This window comes from Leifsonia aquatica (assembly GCF_014190775.1).
In the GTDB taxonomy this organism is placed as follows: Bacteria; Actinomycetota; Actinomycetes; order Actinomycetales; family Microbacteriaceae; genus Leifsonia; species Leifsonia aquatica.
Map to the genome: position 1 here is coordinate 766719 of NZ_JACHVP010000001.1, position 18338 is coordinate 785056.

Here is an 18338-nt window from a genome sequence, read left to right on the forward strand (position 1 = left end):
TCCACGTGACCGACATCATCCGCGCCGACGGGCGCACCGCCGATCAGCTCCGCCCGATCACCATCGAGCGCGGCTGGAGCAAGCAGGCGGAGGGATCGGCCCTGATCTCCTTCGGGGAGACCCGCGTGCTCTGCACCGCCTCGTTCACCAACGGCGTGCCGCGCTGGATGGCCGGCAAGGGCCGCGGCTGGGTCACCGCCGAGTACGCGATGCTCCCGCGCTCGACCAACGACCGGATGGACCGCGAGGCCGTCAAGGGCAAGGTCGGCGGCCGGACCCACGAGATCAGCCGCCTGATCGGCCGCAGCCTGCGGGCCGTCGTCGACATGAAGGCGCTGGGCGAGAACACCATCGTGCTCGACTGCGACGTGCTGCAGGCCGACGGCGGGACGCGCACGGCCGCGATCACCGGCGCCTACGTCGCACTCGCCGACGCGCTGGAGTGGGGCCGCGAGCACCGCTTCATCGGCCAGAAGGCGACCCCGCTGATCGACTCCGTGTCGGCGGTCTCGGTCGGGATCATCGACGGCACGCCGATGCTCGACCTCGCCTACGTGGAGGATGTGCGCGCCGAGACCGACATGAACGTCGTCGTCACAGGCCGTGGCCTGTTCGTCGAGGTGCAGGGCACCGCGGAGGGCGCGCCCTTCGACCGCGACGAGCTGAACTCGCTGCTCGACCTCGCGCTCCTCGGCACGACCGAGCTCGCGGGCATCCAGACCGCGGCGCTGGGCGAGAAGGCCTGAGCCGGATGGTCCGCGTCGTCCTCGCCACCCACAACGCCCACAAGGCGCTGGAGTTCCAGCAGATCCTCGGCGACGCCGTGCCCGGGCTCGAGATCGTCCGCTACGACGGTCCGGAGCCCGTCGAGGACGGCTCCACCTTCGCCGCCAACGCCTTGATCAAGGCGCGCGCAGCGGCCGAGCACACCGGCCTGCCCGCGCTGGCGGACGATTCCGGCATCTGTGTGGACGTGATGGGCGGCTCGCCCGGCATCTTCTCGGCGCGCTGGGCCGGGCACCACGGCGACGCGGAGGCGAACCTGCAGCTGCTGCTCGACCAGCTCTCCGACATGCCGGAGGGCTCCCGCACGGCGCACTTCACGGCGACCCTGGCGCTCGTCGTGCCGGGGGAGGAGCCGGTGATCGTCGAGGGCGTCTGGCCGGGCAGCATCGCCCGCCACGCCCGGGGCGGCCACGGGCACGGCTACGACCCGATCTTCGTTCCCGAGGGGCACGACGGGACCGCGGCGGAGCTGGGGCCGGACGTGAAGAATCGCGAGAGCCACCGCGCTCGGGCGTTCGCCGCGATCGTCCCCGCGCTGCGCGCGCTCGCCAGCTGAGAACGGCACTCATTCCTATCTAGCGCGATCGCTGGCTTCGCGAGCGGCAGTGTGTCTACCGTAGAAGCGATGAGTCACGACCACGGGCATTCCGCCAACCGCAACCGCCTCCTGATCGCGATCGGCATCGTCTCGACGGTGCTGGTCGTGGAGATCGTCGGCGCCTGGTTGAGCGGCTCGCTCGCGCTGCTCGCCGATGCCGGTCACATGCTGAGCGACCTCACCGGCCTCATCGTGGCGCTGGTGGCGACGATCGTGGCCGCGCGCCCGGCGACCGACCGCCAGACGTTCGGCTACCGCCGGGCCGAGGTCTTCGGTGCCCTCATCAACGGATTGATCCTGCTGGTCGTCGCGGTCGGCGTCGCGATCGGCGCGATCGGGCGTCTGACCGGCGGGGAGACGGAGGTCCACAGCGGCCCCATGCTCATCGTCGCGGCGATCGGCCTGGTCGCGAACCTGGTCGCGCTGCTCCTGCTGCGGCCGGCGGCCGGGCACTCGATCAACATGCGCGGGGCGTACCTGGAGGTCTTCGGCGACCTGATCGGATCCATCACCGTCATCGTCGCCGCCGTAGTGATCATGACGACGGGGTTCGCTCCGGCGGACGCGATCGCCTCGCTGCTGATCGCGGCCTTCATCGTGCCGCGCGCCTACCTGCTCCTGCGCGATGTGGTGCACGTGCTGAGCGAGTCCGCGCCCGCGGACACCGACGTCGCCCAGATCCGGGACCACATCCTGCGGACGAAGGGCGTCGTGGCCGTGCACGACGTGCACGTCTGGGCGATCACCTCGGGGGCGCCGGTGTTCACGGCGCACGTGGTGGTCGAGCCGGAGGTGTTCCGCTCAGGCGGGACGGGTGCCCTGCTGGACGAGCTGTCGGGCTGCCTCACGGAGCACTTCGACGTCGAGCACTCGACCTTCCAGCTGGAGCCCGCCGAGCACGCCGAGCACGAGGACGAGTTCCACCGGTAGCCGCGAGCGCGGTCTCAGACCTCGGGGGTCGGCGCGGGGTGAGCAGCGGCCTCGTCGGCCTCCGCGAGACGCTTCTTCTTCGCCTTGCGCAGTGACTGGAAGTAGTGGAACAGCGTCGGGATGAGCGTGATGACCACCGCCCCGATGAGGATGATGTCGATGTAGCTCGACACGAATTTCGCGACTGGCGGGATGTAGCCGATGAGGTACCCGAAGAGCGTCAGACCCGCGCCCCAGATGAGGGCACCGATGGCGTTGTACAGCGAGTACTTCTTGTAGTTCATGTGCCCGACACCGGCGGCGACCGGAGCGAACGTGCGCACGATGGGGACGAAGCGGGCCAGGATGATCGCGAGGGCCCCGAAGCGGTCGAAGAAGGCGTTCGTGCGGCGCACGTTCTCCATGCTGAAGAGGCCGCTCTCCCGGCGTTCGAACACCCTCGGCCCCGCCTTGTGCCCGATCAGATAGCCGACCTCACCGCCGAGGAACGCGGCGAACGCGATCGCCAGGCAGACCCACCAGATGTCGACGCCGAACACGAGCGACGTGTGGGTCAGCAGGCCGGAGATGACGAGCAGTGTGTCACCCGGGAGCAGGAAACCGATCAGGAGCCCGGTCTCGGCGAAGATGATGCCGCAGACGACGACGAGCGCCCACGGCCCGGCGGCCGTGATGATGGTGTTCGGGTCGAGCCACGGGATGAGGCCGGCGTGATGGATCAAGACGCTCCAGACGGGGTTCGGGGTACGGAGCCGAGTTTAGTGTCCGGAAGCTGCACGAACCGTGCGAATTCTCACCGCGCGGCCGAAGATCATCCTGTGGTCTGACTGTGCGGCGTCTTTGCCGGACCGACGGCCTGATGTGCGGGAGAAGGGACTCGAACCCTCACGCCGTGAAGCACAGGAACCTAAATCCTGCGTGTCTGCCAGTTTCACCACTCCCGCGGCGCGCGCTGGGCGCGGCTACGACAATAGCTCATGCACGCGCGGGGCGACCTCGGTGCCGTACAGCTCGATGGCGCGCATCAGGTGGTCGTGCCCGAGCGTCCCGTTGCTGATCTTGAGGTCGAACCGCTCGATGCCGAGACCGCGGGCCGTGTAGGCGATCTTCTGTGCGACCGTTTCGGGCGAGCCGACGACGAGGGCGCCGTCCTCCCCGGCCTCGTGCTCGAAGCGGGCGCGCGACGCCGGCGGCCAACCGCGTTCCCGGCCGATCCGGTTGGTCATCGCCTCGTAGTGCGGCCACAGGATCTCCTTGGCCTCCTCGTCGGTCGCGGCGATGAAGCCGGGGGAGTGCACGCCGATCGGGAGGGTGGTGTCCTGCCCGAACTGGTCGAGCGCCTTGCGGTAGAGCTCGGCGAGCGGCTGGAAGCGCATCGGGCCGCCGCCGATGATCGCCAGCATCAGGGGGAGGCCGTAGTGGGCGGCGCGCACGACCGACTCGGGGCTGCCGCCGACGCCGATCCAGGTCTTCAGGGGGCCGTTCTCCAGGTGCGGGTAGACCGACTGCCCGGTGAGCGAGGGGCGCAGACTGCCCTCCCAGGTCACCGGCTCCTGCTTGCGCAGCTCGGCGAAGAGGTTCAGCTTCTCCTCGAAGAGCTCCTCGTACTGCCCGAGGTCGAGGCCGAAGAGGGGGAACGACTCGATGAAGGAGCCGCGCCCCAGGATGACCTCGGCGCGCCCGTTCGAGACGCCGTCGAGGGTCGCGAAGCGCTGGAAGACCCGCACGGGGTCGTCCGAGCTCAGGACGGTGACCGCCGAGCCGAGGTGGATTCGCTCGGTGCGGCCTGCGATCGCGGCGAGCACGACCTCCGGGGCCGAGACGGCGAAGTCCTCGCGGTGGTGCTCGCCGACGCCGATGAAGTCGAGCCTGACCTGGTCGGCCAGCACGCCCTCCTCGACCACGTTGCGCAGCACCTGCGCGTGGCTCAGCGGTGCGCCGTCGGCGTCGCGCGTGACGTCTCCGAAGGTGTCGATCCCGAGTTCGATCCTGGTCGCCATGTCAGTCCTCACATTCATGCGTTTGCATGAAGCCGAACGGCCTCGGCGCCGAGCCTATTCCCGCGTCCCTCCGTCGCGCAGGCCCCGGTCAGGCCGTGCGGACCTTGCGGGGCACATAGCGCGGGATGTAGCGCGCGAGCATCCCGGCGCCGAGCAGGCCGAGCACACCCATCACCCCGCCCGCGAACGAGATGGAGACGACGGCGGTGAGCAGCGAGACCACGAGTGGAGCGGCCGCCTGGCCCGCATCGCTGGAGAATCGCCACGCCCCGAGGAAAGCCGCCGGTGCATCGCGCGGAGCCAGGTCGGCGCCGAGGGTCATCACGATCCCCGACCCGATCCCGTTCGCCATCGACAGGAAGAGGGAGACGCCGATGTACCAGGCGACGCGGGCGTCCAGGTCGTGCGTGAACGACAGCGCCAGGAAGCCGAGTCCCAGCCCGATCATCGACGGGATGGCGCTCCACATCCGCCCGAAGCGGTCCATGATCTGGCCGCTGGCATAGAACAGTGCGAAGTCGACGGCACCGGCGATGCCGATGATCAGCGCGGTGTTGGCCTCGCTGAGCCCGATCGACACCGCCCACAGGGGGAGGAGCACGGTCCGGGCCGAGCGCACCGCGCTCACCAGCGCGACGCCGGAGCCCATCCGGACCAGGATGGCCCGGAACGCCCAGATGGTCTGGAACAGACCGTGCGTCCGCTCCTCGGCCTCCTCCTCGCCGGCGGTCACGCGGTCGCCCGCGGCGTCGGTCGTGCGCGGGCTCGGCCCGAACATCTTCTCCGGATCGGGCAGGGCGACCAGCACGATCACCGCGCCGACGCAGCCGACGACGAAGATCCAGAACACCGACTGCGTCGATCCGGTCAGCGCGATGATGCCGGAGGCGATCAGCGGCCCGACGAACCAGCCGCAGCGGAAGATCCCGCCGAGCGTGGAGAGCGCCCGCGCGCGATACCGCTGCGGGACGTAGGTCGTCATGAAGGCGTGCCGCGCGAGCGCGAATACCGCCGTCGCGAGACCGACGAGGAAGATCCCCACCATCAGGACCCAGTAGTTCGGCGCGAGCAGGCACACCGCGATGCCCCCGATCGCGACCAGCGCCGCGGCGATCATCGAGCGGCGCTCGCCGAAGCGCGACACCACCCAGCCGCTCGGGATGTCGCCCGCCAGCTCGCCCAGCATCACCATGGACGCGATGAATCCGGCCATCGCGAGCGAGGCGCCGAGGTTGCCGGCGGCGATCGGGATGATCGGGATGATCGCGCCCTCTCCGATGGAGAAGAGGAGCGTCGGAAGGAAGGCCGCGAGGGCGACGGAGCGGAAGCTGAAGGGGCGCTCGTCGGAAGTCATCTCCTTAACACCGTACAACTTCCCGGTGCCGCCCCGTCGCGCACGCCCGGCCGGTAGGCTGGACGCCGACATGATTGAACTGGACCTCACCCCGCAGATCGCCGAGCTGCGCTCGACCCTGGGCGACATCACCGCCGTCGTCAACCCGGACAAGCTCCGCGCCGACATCGCCGCACTCAGCGAGCAGGCCGGTGCGCCCGACCTCTGGGACGACACCGCGAATGCGCAGAAGGTGACCAGTGCGCTCAGCCACCGGCAGTCGGAGCTCGGCCGCATCACCGCGATCGAGCAGCGCCTCGACGACCTCGAGGTGCTCGTCGAGCTCGCCGTCGAGGGCGACGACGAGGAGTCCGCCGTCGAGGCCCGCGCGGAGCTGGAGGCGCTGCAGAAGGCGCTCGGCTCCCTCGAGGTGCAGACCCTCTTGAACGGCGAATACGACGAGCGCGCCGCGATCGTGACCATCCGCTCCGGCGCCGGCGGCGACGACGCCACCGACTTCGCCGAGATGCTGCTGCGCATGTACCTGCGCTGGGCCGAGCGCCACAAGTACCCGGTCAAGGTGATGGACACTTCGTACGCCGAGGGAGCGGGCATCAAGTCCGCGACCTTCGAGGTCGACGTGCCCTACGCCTTCGGCACGCTGTCGGTCGAGGCCGGCACCCACCGCCTCGCGCGCATCAGCCCGTTCGGCTCGGCGGACAAGCGCCAGACGTCCTTCGCCGCCGTCGAGGTCATCCCGCTCATGGAGGAGGCCGTGCAGGTCGACATCCCCGAGGGCGACATCCGCGTCGACGTCTTCCGTTCGTCCGGCCCCGGCGGCCAGTCGGTCAACACGACCGACTCCGCGGTGCGCCTCACCCACCTCCCGACCGGCATCGTCGTCTCCATGCAGAACGAGAAGTCGCAGATCCAGAACCGCGCCGCCGCCATGCGCGTCCTGCAGACCCGCCTGCTCCTGCTGCAGAAGGAGGAGGAGGCCGCGAAGAAGAAGGAGCTCGCCGGCACCATCACGGCGAGCTGGGGCGACCAGATGCGCTCCTACTTCCTCTACGGCCAGCAGCTCGTCAAGGACCTGCGCACCGGATACGAGTCCGGCAACCCCAGCTCGGTCTTCGACGGCGACCTCGACGGCTTCATCGCGGCGGGCATCCGCTGGCGCGCCGGAGCCAAAGCAGAGGCCCAGGCGTAGCCGATCCGGCTCTGACCCCGCACGGACCCCGTGCTCGGCGCGCTGTCAGGCTCGCGCCACGCCCGCGCTGATACGGCGGATGCGCCCGAAGATGCATAGTCTCTAGAGGTCATGATCCGGTTCGAACACGTATCCAAGCAGTACTCGGGCACGACCCGCCCGGCGCTGAACGGCATCAACCTCGAGGTGCTGCGCGGTGAGTTCGTCTTCCTCGTCGGCGCGTCCGGCTCGGGCAAGTCGAGCTGCCTGCGCCTCATCCTGAAAGAGGAGAAGCCCACCAAGGGCAACATCCACGTGCTGGGGCAGGACCTCGGCTCGATCTCCTCCCGCAAGGTGCCGTACTTCCGCCGCAACCTCGGTGTCGTCTTCCAGGACTTCCGCCTCCTCCCCAACAAGAACGTCTTCCAGAACGTCGCCTTCACCCTGCAGGTCATCGGCAAGTCCCGTGGCTTCATCCAGGAGGCCGTTCCGGACGTGCTCAAGATGGTCGGACTCGACGGCAAGGCCCAGCGCCTGCCGCACGAGCTCTCCGGCGGTGAGCAACAGCGCGTCGCGATCGCGCGCGCCGTCGTCAACAAGCCCCAGATCCTCCTGGCGGACGAGCCGACCGGAAACCTCGACCCCGCGACGAGCGCCGGCATCATGGCCGTGCTCGAGCGGATCAACGCCGGCGGCACCACCGTGCTGATGGCGACCCACGAGGCCGCCATCGTCGACCAGATGAAGCGACGCGTGATCGAGCTCGTCGGCGGCCAGATCGTTCGCGACGAGCGTCACGGCGGCTACGGCGTGACCGCGGCCGTCCCCATCCAGCGAGAGCAGCTCACGGTCCCCGCCCAGGGCGTGCCCGTCCCCGTGGGAGCCCCCGCTCCGGCTGCGCCCTTCGCCTCGGAGCCGATGACGCGACCGAACACGCCCGTCGGCAACCCGACCGGGCCCGTCTCCGTGCCGCAGCCCACCGGGCCGCAGCCGACGGTGCCGCAGCCGGTTGCGTACCCGCCCGCGGCGTACCAGCCGGTCGCGCCGCCTCCCGTCGCCCAGCCCGTCGTGCCGCAGGCCGCACCTGTCCAGCAGCAGCCGGTCGAGCCGGCCCCCGCCGGCGAGTCCCTGCCGGACCACCTCAACTTCACCGCGAACCTGGACCTGCGGGGCCTGCGCGAGAACACCGACCGCGACGGCGAGCAGAATGTGGGGCCGACCAAATGAGATTCGGACTGATCTGGTCCGAGGTCGGCAACGGCCTGCGCCGCAACCTCTCGATGGTGATCTCGGTCATCCTCGTCACGTTCATCTCGCTGACCTTCGTCGGCACGGCCGTGCTCCTGCAGGTGCAGATCGGCCAGATGAAGAACTACTGGTACGACCGGGCGCAGGTCGCCGTGTACATGTGCACGGAGGCGGACAACTGCCAGGGCGGCGCCGCCACCGATCAGACGGTCGAGGCGGTCAAGAAGCAGCTGGAGTCTCCGGAGCTCTCTCCGTACATCCAGAAGTTCTACTTCCAGAACCAGCAGCAGGCCTACGACGAGTTCAAGCAGCAGTTCAAGGGCAACCAGATCGCCGACTTCGTCACGCCGGACATGATCCCGCAGACGTTCTGGGTCAACCTCAAGGACCCGAACCAGTCGGCGGTGCTCACGGAGACGCTGGCGGGATCCGCCGGCGTGCAGAGCGTGGTCGACCAGCGCAGCTACCTCGATCAGATCTTCAGCATCCTGGGCGCCGCCAGCGCCACGGCGCTCGTCGTCGCGGTGGTGATGCTGGTCGCGGCGGTGCTCCTCATCGCCACGACCATCCGGCTCTCGGCGTTCTCGCGAAGGCGGGAGATCGGGATCATGCGACTCGTCGGGGCGTCGAACAGGTTCATCCAGACGCCGTTCATCATCGAGGGCGTGCTCGCAGCCCTCATCGGGGCACTGCTCGCGGCGACCGTCCTGGTGCTGATCGTGCAGCTGTTCGTCCGCGGACCGCTGCAGAACAGCATCCAGTCGATCAACTTCGTCTCGATGTCCCAGGCGTGGCCGGTGATCCCGCTGATCGTCCTCGTCGGAGTCCTTCTGGCGGCGGCGTCGGCCAACTTCGCCATCAAGCGCTATCTGAAGGTCTGACGCACGATAGACTGGTCTGCTGCCCGGCGATGCGCCGGGCAGCACCACCGTCGAACGTCAGGAGTGAGCCGTGCCCAAGGAGCAGGGACAGAAGGTCGTCGCGACCAACCGTCGCGCCCGTCACGACTACCTCATCGAGGACACCTTCGAGGCCGGTCTCGTCCTCACCGGCACCGAGGTGAAGTCGCTGCGGATGGGCAGGGCGTCGCTCGTCGACGGGTACGCCTTCGTCGATCGGGGAGAGGCGTGGCTCGATGCCGTGCACATCCCGGAGTACGCCGACGGCACCTGGAACAACCACGCCCCGCGCCGCAAGCGCAAGCTGCTGCTCCACAAGGCCCAGATCGTCAAGATCGAGAACAAGGTCAAGCAGGGCGGGTACACGATCATCCCGTTGCAGATCTACTTCAACGACGGCCGCGCCAAGGTCGAGATCGCCATCGCCAAGGGCAAGAAGGACTACGACAAGCGCCAGGCGCTGCGTGAGCGGCAGGACAACCGCGAGGCAGAGCGGGCCATGTCGAGTCGTCGTCATCTCGGCGAGTAGCCTCCTGGCAGACTGAGGGCATGACCGTCTCTCCGCAGCGCATCTCCGTCCCCGGCACGTACAACTTCCGCGATGTCGGGGGATACGGGGTGGAGGGCGGCGAGACCCGGTCGGGCAAGCTCTTCCGGGCCGACGCGCTCGGTCGCCTCGGCGAGCCGGGCAAGGAGTCCCTGCGCGAGCTCGGTGTGCGCGTCGTCATCGACCTGCGCGACGACTTCGAGGTGGATTCGCTGCCCGACGACCTCGACGGCCTCGACGTGGAGGTGCTCCGGCTGCCAGTGTTCGAGGGCTCGGGGGCGTCTCAGGCGACCATCGGCGCCACGCTGGCCGACCTGTACGAGAAGATCGTCCTCCAGCATCGGGATGTCGTCGTACGCGCGCTCCGCGAGATCGCGGACACCGGCGACGAGCCCGTCGTCGTCCACTGCACGGCGGGCAAGGATCGCACCGGCGTCGTCGTGGCGCTCGCCCTGCTGGCGGTGGGTGTCGACCGCGAGACCGTCCTCGACGACTACGCCGCGACCCAGGCGAATCTCGCCGGGGAATGGCTCGAGGGGATGCTCGCCCTCGTCCGGGGCTATGGCGTCGAGATCACGCCGGACCTCCAGGTGATCATGGGCGGCAGCCCGCGCGAGGCGCTGGCGGCGATGCTCGACCTCATCGAGCGCGACTTCGGCGGCGTGCGTGCCTACCTGCTCGACGCGGGCCTGGACGAGCTGGAGCTGGCGAAGCTGCGCTCGGTGCTCATCCAGCCGGCCTGACCCTCTCAGACTCGGCGCCTGATTCACAGGGAAGTCATCATGCGCTCGCAGTCCGATCGCGGGCTGCGCATGCTTCCATGTGCTCATGGATGAGAACCAGCCGACGCAGCCGCTGCCGCCGGCGCAGCCGCAGCCGTCGGCGCCACCGGCGGCCGAGCCGTTCTACAAGCGGCACGGCCTCGCGTTCGCCATTTCGGCCCTGGTCCTCGGGATCGTTGTCCTGGTCGGGATCGTCGGAGCCGGGACCGTCGTCGCGGTGAACGTGGTCACGCACTCGGTCTCCGCGCTGAACCATGCCGCTCCGGGCGAGCGCACCGTGCCGGGTCCGGGTCGGGACAACGGCGGGCGCGGCCAGGGCGGCACGGGCGGCACGCAGGGCGGCACCGGCGGGACGCAGCGTGAGCTCGTCCGCGGGACGCTGGAGTCGGCCTCGGGCGCCGAGTGGAGCGTGAAGACCACCTCCGGGACGACCGTGACGGTGAAGGTCACCTCGTCGACCGCGTACGGCCTCCCGAACCAAGCGGCGTCGAAGTCCGATTTCGCGACCGGCGACGAGGTCGTCGTGGTCGGGACCGATCGCAGCGGCGATACCATCACGGCGACGCGGATCCTGAAGCTCGCGGACTTCCCGCGCCCGCGCTCCACTCCCGGTCCGACGCCGGGGAACGGCGCACCCTGATCAGGAGGCTGCGAAGCGGGCGTGCACCTGCACGGCCACGCGGATCTCATCCGGCTTGAGGGCGAGGGAGGCGCCGCCTGCGTCCGCCGCCATCATGCGCGCCGCGAACGGCGGCGCGGGCTGCGGGGGAGCGCCGGCATCGCCCAGCAGTCCCGGGTCGCTGAGCGCGACCGGGCGGAGGTCGGTCAGCCCCAGACCGGACGCGTAGCGGCGTGCCTTCGCCACGGCCTCCTCGACCGCACGCTGCGACACCTGCGCGGTGAGCCGCCGGAGGGTCTCGTCGGACAGCCTCCACGTCACCCCCTCCACTGTGACGCCATCGCGGAGGGAGACCGTGCCCACCCAGTCGGACAGGGCAGCCGGGTCGGAGAACTCTGCCTCGATCCCGACCTGGGCGTGATGGACGATCGGCAGTTGCTCGCCGTTCTGGCTCCAGGGCCGGTCGCCCCAGACCCGCAGCTGATCGGAGGACCAGCGCAGCACCGGACCGTTCTGCGCGTCGTGGATCTCGCGAAGCCCGGCCGCGATTTCCGCGTGCCGCTCGGTCGCGAGCGCCAGTGTCTCGTGGCGGGAGTCGCCGTCGTAGGTGACCAGAAGCCTCACCGTGCCGCGTTCCGCGGCCCGCCGTTCCTCGTGCTCGCCCTGGACTGTGATGATCGTCTCCGACATGGACCGATCGTGGCATAGAACGACCCTCACCGCTGTTGTATGATGAGAAGCTCGCCGGCAGCGGCGAGATCTGCATCTGGACAATTCAACAGCGCGCGACAGCGACCCAGCCATACCAGGCTGCGCATGGGGATGATCGGTTTCGACATTGTCTGCGTGACTGTGAGAAGCGGGTCGAGGATGCATGCTTATCTCGTTAACGACGCATGCAAAACAATAAGTGCCAATTCCAAGAGCACTGTCTCGGCCAAGGCCGACTTCGCCCTCGCGGCGTAAGTTCACCTCCGCCATTTAAGAGACCGTCAGACCGGGAACCGTCTTCTACCCGGATCCTGGCGTCAGCTAGAGGACTAGCTTCTGCGTTGAGTATCAGGGCGCAGAGGGACTTCAACTGATGCTGGGCCCGTCGGATCAGGTGCCAGTGGCAAGATCCGGGGCCGAGAACACGCCTTCACTGGCTACACCCGTAGAAGGCACATGACCACAGCAGTGGACGGGGGTTCGATTCCCCCCATCTCCACCATCAGGCCGCTGTCGCGCGTTGTTCGACCAGGCGCAGAACCACGAAGGCCGTCCCGTAACCGGGGCGGCCTTCGTGGTTCGCGGCAAACTGTCAGTCGTCGTCTTTCGTGATCGCCTTGTTGAAGCCGGTGACGGGCTGGGCCTCGTCGAAGGCGGCGGCCTTGCGACGGAAGCCGCGGGTGAGCACCAGCAGGTAGACGAAGCCGATCGCCGCCCAGATGACACCGCCGACCAGCGCGTCCGTGTGGAGGTTGGCCCAGAGGACGCCCGTCATCAACATGCCGATCCCCGGCAGGACGATGAAGGTGAAGATGTCCTTCGGGGTCTTGCGGCGGCCCTTGCGGATGGCGAACCAGGCGATCACGGAGATGTTCACGAAGGTGAACGCGATGAGAGCGCCGAAGTTGATGAAGGCGGCGATCAGCTCGAGGGTGAACGCCGCGGCGAGCAGGCTGATGACGCCGACGAGCACGATGTTGAACGTCGGGGTGTGCGTCTTGGGGCTGATGTAGCCGAAGAGGCGCTTCGGGAGGACGTTGTTGCGTCCCATCACGAGCAGCATGCGCGACACGGACGCGTGCGAGGCGAGCCCCGACGCGAGGGTCGCGGCGAAGCCGGCGGCGGTCAGGACCGCCTGGAGCACCGGACCGCCGACCTGGAGGCCGATCTGCGGGAGCGTGCTGTCCTCGATCGCGTCGCTCGGGAACGCCGACGACGAGGGGAACCGCAGCTGAGTGAAGTAGGCCGCGACGAGGAAGATCGCGCCGCCGATGATGACGGTGAAGAGGATGGCCTTCGGCATGATCTTCGGGTGCTTCGCCTCCTCCGCGTACATCGTGACGGCGTCGAAGCCGATGAACGAGAAGCAGACGATCGTGGCGCCCATGAGCACGGCGCCGAGGGTGACGCCGTCGTGGAAGAACGGCTGGACGGAGGCGACGGTGCCGGCGCCCTGGCCCTGGGCGAGCTGCGCGATGACCATGATGACGAACACGGCCATGACCACGATCGAGAAGACCAGCAGCAGCATGTTCATGTTCGACGTGCCGCGCATCGTCAGGTAGATCACGGTGGTGACGACGGCGCAGTAGATGACGACCCAGATCCAGCCGGGCACGTCGGGGAAGATCGCCTCGAGGTAGCTGCGGATGATCAGGCAGTTCACCATCGGGAGGAGCACATAGTCGATGAGCGAGGTCCAGCCGACCATGAAGCCGACGTTCGGGTGGATGGACTCGCGCACGTACGTGTAGGCGGAACCGGCGCTCGGGATGGCGCCCGCCATCTTGCCGTAGCTGATGGCGGTGAACATCATCACGACCAGGGCGACGAGGTAGGCGGACGGGACGACGTTGTCGGTGTCGCGCGCCACCATCCCGAACGTGTCGAAGACCACTGTCGGTGTCATGTAGCCGAGGCCGAGGCCCACGATGGCCCAGAGGCCGAGACTCCGTTTGAGGTTCCCCGACTTCGTGATCGCGGGAGCGGATGTACTCGTCACAGTCTCTCCTTACCGACGTGGCGTGCGGACGAGCGACTCTGTTCGTCCGCGAGCAGTGACAGCCATCATGGCAGAGCGGCGGAGGGACACGCGCCACACACACCGTCAGGACGATGCGGGATTCCGGACGATCCGACCGACGAATCGCAGGAACCGAGCCCGGCGGGACCTAACGGCTGAGCGCCCAGTCGAGGCCGACGCCGAAGCCGGTGAGCACGGAGACGTGGCCTTCGCGGGGCCGCAGCCAGAGCTCGCCGCGTGGAAGGCGCTCGAGCTGCTGTGCCGCGTGGCCCGGCGGGACCACCCGATCCGCGCCGCCCTGCACGAGCAGGACGGGGCAGCGCACGGCCGCGAGGTCGACGCCCCAGGGGGAGACGTAGGCGATGTCGTCGTCGACCTCGCCGTCCGGACCCTCGCCGGCGCCGGCCCCGGCGTCCGCGCCGAGGGGCGCCCAGTCCGCGTTCAGCGCTTCGAAGTCGCGGGAGGTGAAGCTGTCGGGGTCGAACTCGGCCGTCCGCGCGTGCTCCAGCCGTTCGTCGCGACCGCCGAGCGCCGCGCCCAGGCCGGATGGGTCCGCCATGCCGGTGAACCAGTCGGGGGAGCCCGTGTACGGTGCGATGCCGGCCAGCACGACGGCGGCACGCACCCGGTCGGGAGCGATCGCGGCGAGAGCGAGGGCGTGCGGGCCGCCGCCCGAGGCTCCTGCGACGATCACCTGGTCGACGCTGACCTGGTCGAGCACGGCGACGACGTCGGCCGCGGCATCCGCGACCGACCGGCCCGGGAGCGGGTCCGAGCCCGGGTAGCCGGGCCGGGCGCACGAGATGACCCGCAGTCCGCGTGCCGCCGCCGCGGCCGCGATCGGAGCGATGACGGCGCCCGTCTGGGGCGTGCCGTGATGCCAGACGAGCACGGGGGCGTCCGCGTCCCCGCCGGTGTCGAACCAGCGCACGCGCCGCCCGTCCGGGAGGGCCAGGGACCGCGGCTCGGTGGCGCTCATCCCCGCCACGCCTCCAGCTCCTGCAGCAGCTCCGCCTTGCGGTCGTCGCTCGCGAACGACGCCTCGATCGAGTTGCGGGCGTATCGCGCGGCCTGATCGGCCGTCAGCCCCAGCGCGTCCCGCACGGCGATGAAGTTGTCCCCGACGTAGCCGCCGAAGTAGGCGGGGTCGTCGGAGTTGATGGTGACGGCGACGCCGGCCTCATCGAGCCGGTGGAGCGGATGGTCGGCGAGGTTCGGCACCGCGCGCAGGCGCAGGTTCGAGAGCGGGCACACCGTGAGCGCGATGCGGTCGGCGGCGAGCCGGGCGACCAGGGCCGGGTCCTCGATCGAGCGGATGCCGTGGTCGATCCGTTCGACGCCGAGCAGGTCGAGCGCCTCGTGGACGTACTCGGCGGGACCCTCCTCGCCGGCGTGAGCGACCACGTGGAGGCCGGCCTCGCGAGCGCGTCGGTAGACGCCCTCGAAGAGCGACGGCGGGTAGCCGACCTCGGCGGAGTCCAGGCCGACGCCGACGATCCGGTCGGTGTGGCTGAGCCCGGCGCTCAGAATCTGCTCGGCCGAGTCGACCGACTCGTCGCGCAGGAAGCAGAGGATCAGTCCGCTCGTGATCCCGAGGTCGCGCTCCGCTTCGTCGAGCGCCGCGCCGATCCCCTCGATGACGTCGCCGATGCGCAGCCCGCGGGCGACGTGCGCCTGCGGGTCGAAGAACAGCTCGACGTGCCGCACGCCCTGCTCGGCGGCGCGCGCGAGGTAGCGGCGCGTCAGCTCGGCGAAGTCGTCCCGCGTGCGGAGCACATCCATCGTGGCGTAGTAGAGGTCGAGGAACGACTGGAGGTCCGCGAAGTCGTACTGCGCGGCCAGCTCCTCGACCGAACTGTAGGGGAGCGAGACCCCGTTGCGGCCCGCGAGCTCGAAAGCGAGGTCGGGCTCCAGCGTCCCCTCGATGTGCAGGTGCAGCTCGGCCTTCGGCAGCGCCATCAGGGCGGAGTCGGAGGGGGAGGGGGAGGGGGCGGTGGAGGCGGCGGGTACGGCGTCGGTCATGCAACGATCCTCCCACCTGCGGCGGGGGCTGATCATCCGTCCGGCCGATGACCGGACGCCGCGGGGCTCGGTAGCGTCGCAGGATGCGTCGTCTTCTCCTGCTCATCTGCGCCATCGTGGTGCTGGCCGTCGGCCTCTGCGTGTACGAGTGGGTGCCGGGCGGGCTCGGCGCCTTCACCGGAGACGCGCTCTACGCCGTCCTCATCTTCCTGCTCGTCTCGCTGATCGCCCCGCGCGCGCCCCTGCTGCTCACCGCGGGCGCCGCGTTGACCTTCTGCTGGGGGATCGAGCTGCTCCAGCTCACCGGCGTCTCCGCCGTGCTGTCCCGAGCGGTGCCCGGGGCGTACCTGGTGCTCGGGAGTACCTTCCAGTCGATCGACCTCCTGGCCTACGCCGTCGGCGTCGGTGCGGCGGCCGGAGTGGACGCCCTCAGTCGGCGCGCAGCAGGATCTTCCCGAGGTGGGCGGACGACTCCATCCGGCGGTGCGCCTGCGCCGCATCGGCCAGCGGGAACACCGAGTCGATCACCGGGCGCAGACGACGGTCGCTGAGCAGCGGCCACACCTGCGCTTCGACGTCGGCGATGATCTCCCGCCGCTCGGCGATCGGGCGCGCCCGCAGCGTGGTGCCGTGGATGAGGGCGCGCTTGCGCATGAGCAGACCGACGTCGAGCGCGGCGGGCGCGCTGTCGCGGATGGCGATCGACATGATGCGGCCGCCGACGGCGAGGGCATCCAGATCGCGGGCGATGTACGAGCCGCCGACGATGTCGAGGACGACGTCGGCGCCGCGCCCGTCCGTGACCGCGAGCACGGCCTCGACGAAGTCCTGGCTGCGGTAGTCGACCGCCGCGTCAGCGCCGAGGTCGCGGCAGAAGGCGGTCTTGACGTCGCTGCCCGCCGTCGCGATGACCTGCGCCCCGAAGGCCCGGCCGAGCTGGATCGCCGTGCTGCCGATGCCGCTCGATCCGCCGTGTACGAGGAGCGTCTCGCCCGTGGCGAGGCGAGCGATCCGGAAGACGTTCGACCAGACGGTGGCCACCGCCTCCGGCAGGCCCGCGGCTTCGACCAGATCGACCTGTGCGGGCACCGGCAGGACGAGGCCGGCATCCACGGAGACGAGCTCGGCGTAGCCTCCACCGGGCAGCAGAGCGCACACGCGGTCGCCGACCTGCCAGCGCTCGACGCCGTCGCCGACCGAGGCGATCGTCCCCGACACCTCGAGGCCGGGCCATTCCGGAGCGCCGGGCGGTGGTGGGTAGAAGCCCCGCCGCTGGCTGAGGTCGGCGCCGTTGAGGCCGGCCGCAGCCACGCGGATGACGACCTCGCCGTCGCGCGCCACCGGGTCCGCGACCTCGCTGATCCGGAGGACGCTCGGGTCTCCCGGTTCGGCGATGGTCACGGCGCGCATCAGCGGGTCACCCGCTCCGCGTCGCTGCGGGCGCTGAGCACGTCGCGGATCTTGACCCGGCTCGAGTACTGGATCGAGCCGTAGCGGAAGAGGCGCACCGCCAGCCGCAGCACGATCGCGGCGAGCACGAAGAGCTCGACGATGATCACGATGGCCTGCCACAGCGGCAGCGACCCGAACGCGTTCAGGATGAGGGCGGTGATCGGCGCCGTGTACGGGAAGTACGCCAGGACCTGCACGATCGGCGACTCGGGAGCGCTGATCGCGAAGCTCGACGCGTACAGCGGGATGACGACGGCGAAGATCACCACGGAGAACACCGGGGCGGCGTCCTTCGCGGTCGGCATCACCGCGCCGACCGCGACCAGCGTGCCGGTGAACAGGGCGAAGCCGCCGATCAGGATCAGCGAGCCGACGATCATCTTCTGGGGGTCGAAGACCAGTCCGCTGAGATCGAGGTTCGGGATGTTCAGCTGATCTCGGAAGAAGATGTAGCCGACCAGCACCGGCAGCGCGAACACCGCTATCTGGATGAGCCCGACGGCGAAGAGAGAGATCACCTTGCCGATCAGCAGGTTCGTCGGGTTGATCGTGGTCAGGATCATCTCCGTGACCCGGTTCTCCTTCTCCTCCAGAGTGGAGTTCAGCATCTGGTTGCCGAGGAAGACGATCACGATGAAGAACGCCGCCAGGAAGATGAGGGCCGGGATGATGGCCTCGAATCCGGGCGCCAGGGCGCCGTCCTTGAAGGTCGTCGTGGAGGTGTTCACCTCTCCGCGCAGGATGGCGACGTCGGTCGGCGAGTCGAGCCGCTGCTCCACGCTCGCGGACAGCAGGGACTCGGCGACCGAGGAGTACTTGCCGTTCTGGAAGACGCCGGCGTCGGCGCCGTAGACCTTGATGGTCTCGGTCTTCGGGTCGGCGGGGTAGTCGAAGTACGCCTTGGTCCCACCGATCTGGACCTCCTCGACGCCCTCCGCGTCGCTCTCGATCAGCTTGCCGCCGTACTCGCGCGCGATCGTCGGGTTCACGAGCCCGGAGGCGTCGCTGTAGAGGAAGTCGAAGCGCGCGTTCTTCTGCGCGTCGGCCGAGTTCGACGTCGAGACGTTGGCCGAGATGATGAGGGCACCGAGGCCGAAGACCAGCAGAGGCAGGATGAGCGTGACCACCCAGAACGACCGCTTGGTGACCGTTCGCTTGAACTCGAACGAGATGACGGTGGAGAGGTTGTGGCGGGCCAT

General features: G+C 69.3%; 18 protein-coding genes, 1 tRNA gene, 1 other RNA gene and 1 pseudogene. 11 read left to right on the forward strand and 10 right to left on the reverse strand.

Features of this window, described 5'->3' with window-relative positions; all coding sequences use genetic code 11:
• Positions 1 to 5 precede the first annotated feature (5 nt).
• From rph to FHX33_RS03630, 3 genes are all read left to right on the forward strand, one after another.
• Positions 6 to 746: a ribonuclease PH gene (gene rph, locus FHX33_RS03620; protein WP_021762389.1), complete on the forward strand. Its 741-nt coding sequence runs from the start codon at positions 6 to 8 to the stop codon at positions 744 to 746.
• Between the two features lie 5 nt (positions 747 to 751).
• The gene (gene rdgB / locus FHX33_RS03625) at positions 752 to 1342 is read left to right on the forward strand and encodes an RdgB/HAM1 family non-canonical purine NTP pyrophosphatase (protein WP_021762388.1); all 591 of its coding nucleotides are present in this window, start codon (positions 752 to 754) and stop codon (positions 1340 to 1342) included.
• Between the two features lie 69 nt (positions 1343 to 1411).
• A complete protein-coding gene (locus FHX33_RS03630; protein WP_021762387.1) occupies positions 1412 to 2314 on the forward strand; it encodes a cation diffusion facilitator family transporter in 903 nt (300 codons plus the stop codon).
• A gap of 14 nt (positions 2315 to 2328) precedes the next feature.
• Here FHX33_RS03630 and FHX33_RS03635 read toward each other — a convergent pair whose 3' ends face one another.
• The 4 genes from FHX33_RS03635 to FHX33_RS03650 all read right to left on the reverse strand — a co-directional run bounded on the left by FHX33_RS03635 (position 2329) and on the right by FHX33_RS03650 (position 5668).
• A complete protein-coding gene (locus tag FHX33_RS03635) occupies positions 2329 to 3036 on the reverse strand; it encodes a DedA family protein (protein WP_021762386.1) in 708 nt (235 codons plus the stop codon).
• Between the two features lie 140 nt (positions 3037 to 3176).
• A tRNA-Leu gene (locus FHX33_RS03640) sits at positions 3177 to 3258 on the reverse strand.
• Between the two features lie 18 nt (positions 3259 to 3276).
• Positions 3277 to 4314 carry an LLM class flavin-dependent oxidoreductase gene (locus tag FHX33_RS03645; RefSeq protein WP_039921727.1) on the reverse strand — a complete coding sequence of 346 codons (1038 nt, stop codon included), beginning with the start codon at positions 4312 to 4314 and terminating at the stop codon, positions 3277 to 3279.
• Between the two features lie 88 nt (positions 4315 to 4402).
• Entirely contained in the window at positions 4403 to 5668 is a 1266-nt protein-coding gene (locus FHX33_RS03650; protein WP_021762384.1) for an MFS transporter, read from the reverse strand.
• Between the two features lie 70 nt (positions 5669 to 5738).
• Between FHX33_RS03650 and prfB the strand changes: the two genes are divergently transcribed.
• From prfB to FHX33_RS03680, 6 genes are all read left to right on the forward strand, one after another.
• A complete protein-coding gene (gene prfB, locus FHX33_RS03655; protein WP_021762383.1) occupies positions 5739 to 6857 on the forward strand; it encodes a peptide chain release factor 2 in 1119 nt (372 codons plus the stop codon).
• Positions 6858 to 6968: 111 nt separating this feature from the next.
• Complete coding sequence (gene ftsE / locus FHX33_RS03660) at positions 6969 to 8063, forward strand: cell division ATP-binding protein FtsE (protein ID WP_183428175.1); 1095 nt, start codon at positions 6969 to 6971, stop codon at positions 8061 to 8063.
• A complete protein-coding gene (ftsX, locus tag FHX33_RS03665) occupies positions 8060 to 8965 on the forward strand; it encodes a permease-like cell division protein FtsX (RefSeq protein ID WP_021764028.1) in 906 nt (301 codons plus the stop codon). Before ftsE ends, ftsX begins: the two co-directional genes overlap by 4 nt.
• A gap of 70 nt (positions 8966 to 9035) precedes the next feature.
• Positions 9036 to 9512, forward strand: a complete 477-nt coding sequence (gene smpB, locus FHX33_RS03670) for an SsrA-binding protein SmpB (RefSeq protein WP_021764027.1) — start codon at positions 9036 to 9038, stop codon at positions 9510 to 9512.
• 20 nt (positions 9513 to 9532) lie between these two features.
• Positions 9533 to 10273, forward strand: coding sequence for a tyrosine-protein phosphatase (locus tag FHX33_RS03675; protein ID WP_021764026.1), 741 nt, complete (start codon positions 9533 to 9535; stop codon positions 10271 to 10273).
• 85 nt (positions 10274 to 10358) lie between these two features.
• Positions 10359 to 10952: a hypothetical protein gene (locus FHX33_RS03680; RefSeq protein WP_183428176.1), complete on the forward strand. Its 594-nt coding sequence runs from the start codon at positions 10359 to 10361 to the stop codon at positions 10950 to 10952.
• Here FHX33_RS03680 and FHX33_RS03685 read toward each other — a convergent pair whose 3' ends face one another.
• Positions 10953 to 11621 (reverse strand): SIMPL domain-containing protein, encoded by a 669-nt coding sequence (locus FHX33_RS03685; protein WP_183428177.1) that lies wholly within the window; start codon positions 11619 to 11621, stop codon positions 10953 to 10955.
• Positions 11622 to 11749: 128 nt separating this feature from the next.
• Here FHX33_RS03685 and ssrA point away from each other — a divergent pair.
• Positions 11750 to 12144: a transfer-messenger RNA gene (ssrA, locus tag FHX33_RS03690) on the forward strand.
• A 90-nt stretch (positions 12145 to 12234) separates the two neighbouring features.
• Here ssrA and FHX33_RS03695 read toward each other — a convergent pair.
• The 3 genes from FHX33_RS03695 to FHX33_RS03705 all read right to left on the reverse strand — a co-directional run bounded on the left by FHX33_RS03695 (position 12235) and on the right by FHX33_RS03705 (position 15687).
• On the reverse strand, positions 12235 to 13644 hold the full coding sequence (locus tag FHX33_RS03695; RefSeq protein ID WP_021764343.1) for an APC family permease: 1410 nt from the start codon (positions 13642 to 13644) through the stop codon (positions 12235 to 12237).
• Positions 13645 to 13813: 169 nt separating this feature from the next.
• Positions 13814 to 14644 (reverse strand): alpha/beta fold hydrolase, encoded by an 831-nt coding sequence (locus tag FHX33_RS03700; RefSeq protein ID WP_183428178.1) that lies wholly within the window; start codon positions 14642 to 14644, stop codon positions 13814 to 13816.
• Complete coding sequence (locus FHX33_RS03705; protein WP_081703957.1) at positions 14641 to 15687, reverse strand: adenosine deaminase; 1047 nt, start codon at positions 15685 to 15687, stop codon at positions 14641 to 14643. The genes FHX33_RS03700 and FHX33_RS03705 overlap by 4 nt, the downstream gene beginning before the upstream one ends.
• An 83-nt stretch (positions 15688 to 15770) precedes the next feature.
• On the opposite strand from FHX33_RS03705, the pseudogene FHX33_RS21455 reads away from it, so the two are divergent.
• Positions 15771 to 16079: pseudogene (locus FHX33_RS21455) on the forward strand (ribosomal maturation YjgA family protein); the annotation flags it as partial.
• A 37-nt stretch (positions 16080 to 16116) separates the two neighbouring features.
• Here the strand turns inward: FHX33_RS21455 and FHX33_RS03710 are convergent.
• Together FHX33_RS03710 and FHX33_RS03715 are read right to left on the reverse strand one after the other, a co-directional pair.
• Entirely contained in the window at positions 16117 to 17097 is a 981-nt protein-coding gene (locus FHX33_RS03710) for an NAD(P)H-quinone oxidoreductase (RefSeq protein ID WP_021762973.1), read from the reverse strand.
• Positions 17097 to 18338 carry an ABC transporter permease gene (locus FHX33_RS03715; RefSeq protein WP_021762972.1) on the reverse strand — a complete coding sequence of 414 codons (1242 nt, stop codon included), beginning with the start codon at positions 18336 to 18338 and terminating at the stop codon, positions 17097 to 17099. Before FHX33_RS03715 ends, FHX33_RS03710 begins: the two co-directional genes overlap by 1 nt.

Excerpts from the sequence above, each read along its gene's own strand:
- rdgB (WP_021762388.1), top strand. The coding sequence starts at position 752 with ATGGTCCGCGTCGTCCTCGCCACCCACAACGCCCACAAGGCGCTGGAG.
- FHX33_RS03630 (WP_021762387.1), top strand. The coding sequence starts at position 1,412 with ATGAGTCACGACCACGGGCATTCCGCCAACCGCAACCGCCTCCTGATC.
- FHX33_RS03645 (WP_039921727.1), bottom strand. The coding sequence starts at position 4,314 with ATGGCGACCAGGATCGAACTCGGGATCGACACCTTCGGAGACGTCACG.
- FHX33_RS03650 (WP_021762384.1), bottom strand. The coding sequence starts at position 5,668 with ATGACTTCCGACGAGCGCCCCTTCAGCTTCCGCTCCGTCGCCCTCGCG.
- prfB (WP_021762383.1), top strand. The coding sequence starts at position 5,739 with ATGATTGAACTGGACCTCACCCCGCAGATCGCCGAGCTGCGCTCGACC.
- ftsE (WP_183428175.1), top strand. The coding sequence starts at position 6,969 with ATGATCCGGTTCGAACACGTATCCAAGCAGTACTCGGGCACGACCCGC.
- ftsX (WP_021764028.1), top strand. The coding sequence starts at position 8,060 with ATGAGATTCGGACTGATCTGGTCCGAGGTCGGCAACGGCCTGCGCCGC.
- FHX33_RS03675 (WP_021764026.1), top strand. The coding sequence starts at position 9,533 with ATGACCGTCTCTCCGCAGCGCATCTCCGTCCCCGGCACGTACAACTTC.
- FHX33_RS03680 (WP_183428176.1), top strand. The coding sequence starts at position 10,359 with ATGGATGAGAACCAGCCGACGCAGCCGCTGCCGCCGGCGCAGCCGCAG.
- FHX33_RS03685 (WP_183428177.1), bottom strand. The coding sequence starts at position 11,621 with ATGTCGGAGACGATCATCACAGTCCAGGGCGAGCACGAGGAACGGCGG.
- FHX33_RS03700 (WP_183428178.1), bottom strand. The coding sequence starts at position 14,644 with ATGAGCGCCACCGAGCCGCGGTCCCTGGCCCTCCCGGACGGGCGGCGC.
- FHX33_RS03705 (WP_081703957.1), bottom strand. The coding sequence starts at position 15,687 with ATGACCGACGCCGTACCCGCCGCCTCCACCGCCCCCTCCCCCTCCCCC.
- FHX33_RS03710 (WP_021762973.1), bottom strand. The coding sequence starts at position 17,097 with ATGCGCGCCGTGACCATCGCCGAACCGGGAGACCCGAGCGTCCTCCGG.
- FHX33_RS03715 (WP_021762972.1), bottom strand. The coding sequence starts at position 18,338 with ATGGCCCGCCACAACCTCTCCACCGTCATCTCGTTCGAGTTCAAGCGA.